Raw genomic sequence first — 4,154 nt, 5'->3', positions numbered from 1 at the left:
CGTCCATCCGGCTCCCTCCCGGCCCGCGCACCTGCCACACCGCCCCGCGCACCCCCGCGCCGAACCGCGGCCCGCGCCCGAGGCGCCCGTGCCCGGCGAGAGCTGGCGGCACGTGAGCGCGGCCCAGAACGGCGACCTCGACGCGTTCGGCAGGCTCTACGACGAGTACTCGCCCGTCGTGTACCGCTACGTGCTGTTCCGGGTCAGCGACCACTGCCTCGCCGAGGACATCACCAGCGAGACCTTCCTGCGGGCGCTGCGGCGCATCGCCACCGTCAGCTACCAGGGCCGGGACGTCGCCGCCTGGTTCATCACCATCGCGAAGAACCTGGTGCTCGACCACGTGAAGTCCAGCCGGACCCGGCTGGAAGTGCCGATCCCCGAGCTCCCCGACGCCCAGCACCGAACGCAGCACCACGGCGGCCCGGAGCAGCACGTGCTCGACGCCGCCACCCAGCAGGAGCTGCTGCGCTGCGTGCGGCAGCTCAACCCGGACCAGCGCGAATGCATCCGGCTGCGGTTCATGCAGGGCCTGTCGGTCACCGAGACCGCCCAGCGCATGCAGCGCGGCGAAGGCGCCGTCAAAGCGCTGCAGCACCGCGCCGTGCGGCGCCTCGGCCAGCTGCTGCCCGACGACCTGCGCTGACCCGGGCCGATCGAAGCCGGTCCCGGCCGATCAGCGCGGACCGCGCCAACGCGCCGGGCGGGAGCCTCTAAGCTGGAGGCCTTGCTGGGCCGGGTCGCCGCACCGGCGGGAACGCCCCGCTCAGCGACCCTGGTACGCCAGGACCCGAACCCGAGCAACATCCAGCCGGAGCAAGACCGGGAGGCGCGGCGGTGCCGACAAGTCCAGGCCCAGCCGAAGGCCCAGGCCACGACGGCCGACGGCGCGGCGGCTCGGCGCGCCACGACCGGGACGCCGGGGGCGAGGACGCGGCCGAGCCGCGGCTCGGCCCGCCGGACGGCGAGCCGCGCGAGACCCCGTCCGCGCTGGACCCCGCCGAGGGCTCGTTCGACAGCGCGAAGGTCGCCGGCCGCGCCTCGGCCGAAGCGGCCGTGGCGGGAGCGGAACCGGGCGGGTCGCTGACCGCGCCGCCGGACCTCACCGCCGCCGCCTTCTTCGACGTGGACAACACGATGATGATGGGCGCCTCGCTGTTCCACTTCGCCCGCGGCATGGCGGCCCGCAAGTTCTTCACCGCCTCCGACCTCGCCGGGTTCGCGTGGCAGCAGCTGAAGTTCCGCGTCGGCGGCCGGGAGAACGCCGACGACGTGCAGGCCAGCCGGGAGCAGGCGCTGTCGTTCGTCGCCGGGCGCAAGGTCGCCGAGCTCGTGGAGCTCAGCGAGGAGATCTACGACGAGCTGATGTCCGACCGCATCTGGGCGGGCACCCGCGCCCTCGCCCAGATGCACCTCGACGCCGGTCAGCGGGTGTGGCTGGTGACCGCGACCCCGGTGGAGCTGGCGCAGATCATCGCCCGGCGGCTCGGGTTGACCGGTGCGCTGGGCACCGTGGCCGGGCACGTGGACGGCGTCTACACGGGACGGCTGGTCGGCGAGATGCTGCACGGGCGGGCGAAGGCGCACGCGGTGCGCGCGCTGGCCGCCAGCGAAGGCCTGGACCTGCGCCGCTGCACCGCGTACTCGGACTCGGCGAACGACGTGCCGATGCTGTCCGCGGTGGGCACCGCGGTGGCGGTCAACCCGGACCAGCGGCTGCGGGACATCGCCCGGTCCCGGGGCTGGGAGATCCGCGACTTCCGCACCGGGCGCAAGGCCGCCCGCATCGGCGCGCAGTCGATGCTCGGCGCCAGCGCGGTCGCGGGCGCCATCGCGGCGGGCCTCGCCTACCGGCGTCGCGACCGCTCCTGACGAGGCGGCCCACCGGCCCGGCGGCTCACCCCAGGAAGACGTTCTGGCGGCCGGCCAGCAGGCGGTAGAGGGTCTGCTGGATGATCTCGCGGACCTGGTCGCTGAGGCTGAACACGACCATCGGGTCGTCGGCGGCGCCCTCCCCGTAGGAGGCGGTCTCCACCGGCTCGCCGAACTCGATGTACCACTTCGACGGCAGCGGCACCGCACCCAGCAGCCCGAAGTGCGGGAACAGCGGCGTCACCGGGAAGTACGGCAGCCCCAGCAGCCGCGCCAGCGGCCGGATGTCGCCGAGCTTCGGGTAGATCTCCTCGGCCCCGACGATCGAGCAAGGCACGATCGGCACCCCGGTCCGCATCGCCGCCGACACGAACCCGCCGCGGCCGAAGCGCTGCAGCTTGTACCGGTCCCGGTAGGGCTTGCCGACGCCCTTGAAGCCCTCCGGCCACACCCCGACCAGCTCACCGGCCCGCAGCAGCCGCTCCGCGTCCGGGTTGCACGCCAGGGTGTGCCCGGCCTTGCGCGCCAGCGAACCGACCATCGGCAGCCGGAACACCAGGTCCGCGCCGAGCATCCGCAGGTGCCTGCCCGGGTCGTGGTGGTCGCGCAGCGCGACCGTCGTCATCAGCGCGTCCAGCGGCAGCGTGCCCGAGTGGTTCGCGACCACGAGCGCGCCCGAGTCGGGGACGTTCTCCAGCCCGATCGCCTCGACCCGGAACCACTTCTCGTACAGCGGCCGCAGCGGCGGCACCACCAGGTGGTCGGTGAGGTCCTCGTCGAAGCCGAACTCGTCGACCTGGTAGTCGCCGAGCAGCCGGCGGCGGGCGAAGGCCAGCGCGTCGGCGACCGCGTCCTCCCAGCCGTCCTCGCGCTCCTCCGGCTCGGGCAGCGGGGCGGGGCCGGGCCGCGCACCGCCGGGACGCTGGTCCGCCGGGTGCAGCGGGATCACTCGGGCGTCCGCCATCTGGCCTCCTGGTTGCCGCAGTCTGGTCAAGGTCACCGCAGTCGGGCGAGCAGGGCGCCGACACCGCGCTCCCACGCCACGACCTGCTCCGGGTCGATCACCGGTTGCAGGTCGCGGCCGCGCACGAAGTCGTCGAACGCCTGCTGCGTGGTCCAGCGCGGGGTGAAGCCGAAGCTCTCCCGCAGCCTCGTGGTGTCCACGACGCGCCCGAAGTTCAAGAACCGCATCTGCTCCGGGGAGAAGTCGACCAGCCGCGCGCCGCGGAAGAACCGGCTCACCGCGGGCACCCCGGCCCGCGGGATCGGCACCGCGACCCGCCCGGCGCGGCGGATCGCCTGCGAGAGCATCAGCACCCCGTCGCCGCCCGCGTTGTACACGCCGGGCAGCGCACGGGTGGTGGCCTTCTCCAGCACGGCCAGCGCGTCCTCGGAATGCAGCAGCTGCATCCGGGCGTCGTAGCCGAGCACGGTCGGCACCAGCGGCAGCGCGAAGTAGCGGGTGAGGTCGGCGTCGATGCGCGGACCGATGAGGTGGGTGAAGCGCAGCGTGGTGATGTCCACGTCGGGCCGGCGCCTGCCGAAACCGCGCACGTAGCCCTCGATCTCCCCGGCGTCCTTCGCGTACCCGGAGGAGGGCAGGTCCTTCGGCTCCATGTCCTCGGAGAACACGGCGGGATCGCGCGGGCTGGCGCCGTAGACGGCGGTGGTCGACTTGACCACCAGCCTGCGCAGCTCCGGGGCCTTCTGGCAGGCCGCCAGCAGCTGCATGGTGCCGATGACGTTGAGCTCCTTCATCGCGGCCCGCCCCGCCGGACCGGACTGGGAGTTCACCGCCGCGTGCACCACGGTGTCCACGCCGGAACCGGCGATGACCTTCGCGATGAGCGGGTTGCGGATGTCGGCGCGCACGAACTCGGTGCGCCCCATCCGGCGGCGCAGGTCGGGACGCGGCGGCGCGGTGTCCACGCCCAGTACGCGTTCGATGTCGGGGTTGGCGGCGAGCCGCGCGGCGAGGTGCCCGCCCAGGAAGCTGCTCACGCCCGTCACGAGCACGACGTTCGGCACCATGGTTCTCCCCGAGAGGTCCGGCCGGAGGGGTTCGCTCGCGCCCGCCCACCGGAAGCCGGCCGCGATCGCGGAGCGCGAGCTCCGCGCACGATGCTACCGAGCGCGGTCACCCGCTCCGGTTTCGCGCGGGCGACGCCGCGATGTCCTCGTGCACCCCACCAGCGGCCGGTGCGGTCGGCAACCCGGACGATCCCGGACCACCTGGGCGGAGGGGGTGGCAAAACGACCGCCGCCGACCCGAAGTGGTCGGC

General features: G+C 73.9%; 4 protein-coding genes. 2 read left to right on the top strand and 2 right to left on the bottom strand.

Annotation, left to right across the window (positions count from 1 at the left end; genetic code table 11):
- Together LCD31_RS25315 and LCD31_RS25310 are read left to right on the top strand one after the other, a co-directional pair.
- Positions 1-646: sigma-70 family RNA polymerase sigma factor (locus LCD31_RS25315; RefSeq protein WP_374201678.1), on the top strand; the 646-nt coding region annotated here is incomplete at its 5' end.
- Between the two features lie 344 nt (positions 647-990).
- A complete protein-coding gene (locus LCD31_RS25310; protein WP_224962043.1) occupies positions 991-1,872 on the top strand; it encodes an HAD family phosphatase in 882 nt (293 codons plus the stop codon).
- Positions 1,873-1,897: 25 nt separating this feature from the next.
- Here the strand turns inward: LCD31_RS25310 and LCD31_RS25305 are convergent, their stop codons facing one another.
- Together LCD31_RS25305 and LCD31_RS25300 are read right to left on the bottom strand one after the other, a co-directional pair.
- Positions 1,898-2,836, bottom strand: a complete 939-nt coding sequence (locus LCD31_RS25305; RefSeq protein ID WP_224962041.1) for a lysophospholipid acyltransferase family protein — start codon at positions 2,834-2,836, stop codon at positions 1,898-1,900.
- A 32-nt stretch (positions 2,837-2,868) separates the two neighbouring features.
- On the bottom strand, positions 2,869-3,903 hold the full coding sequence (locus LCD31_RS25300) for an NAD-dependent epimerase/dehydratase family protein (RefSeq protein WP_224962039.1): 1,035 nt from the start codon (positions 3,901-3,903) through the stop codon (positions 2,869-2,871).
- Positions 3,904-4,154 lie beyond the last annotated feature (251 nt).

The sequence above is a fragment of the Saccharopolyspora sp. 6M genome (assembly GCF_020176775.1).
Lineage (GTDB): Bacteria > Actinomycetota > Actinomycetes > Mycobacteriales > Pseudonocardiaceae > Saccharopolyspora_C > Saccharopolyspora_C gregorii.
Note: the sequence above shows the minus strand (reverse complement) of the source record. Positions and strands in the feature narration are given on the sequence as shown.

Excerpts from the sequence above, each read along its gene's own strand:
- LCD31_RS25305 (WP_224962041.1), bottom strand. The coding sequence starts at position 2,836 with ATGGCGGACGCCCGAGTGATCCCGCTGCACCCGGCGGACCAGCGTCCC.
- LCD31_RS25300 (WP_224962039.1), bottom strand. The coding sequence starts at position 3,903 with ATGGTGCCGAACGTCGTGCTCGTGACGGGCGTGAGCAGCTTCCTGGGC.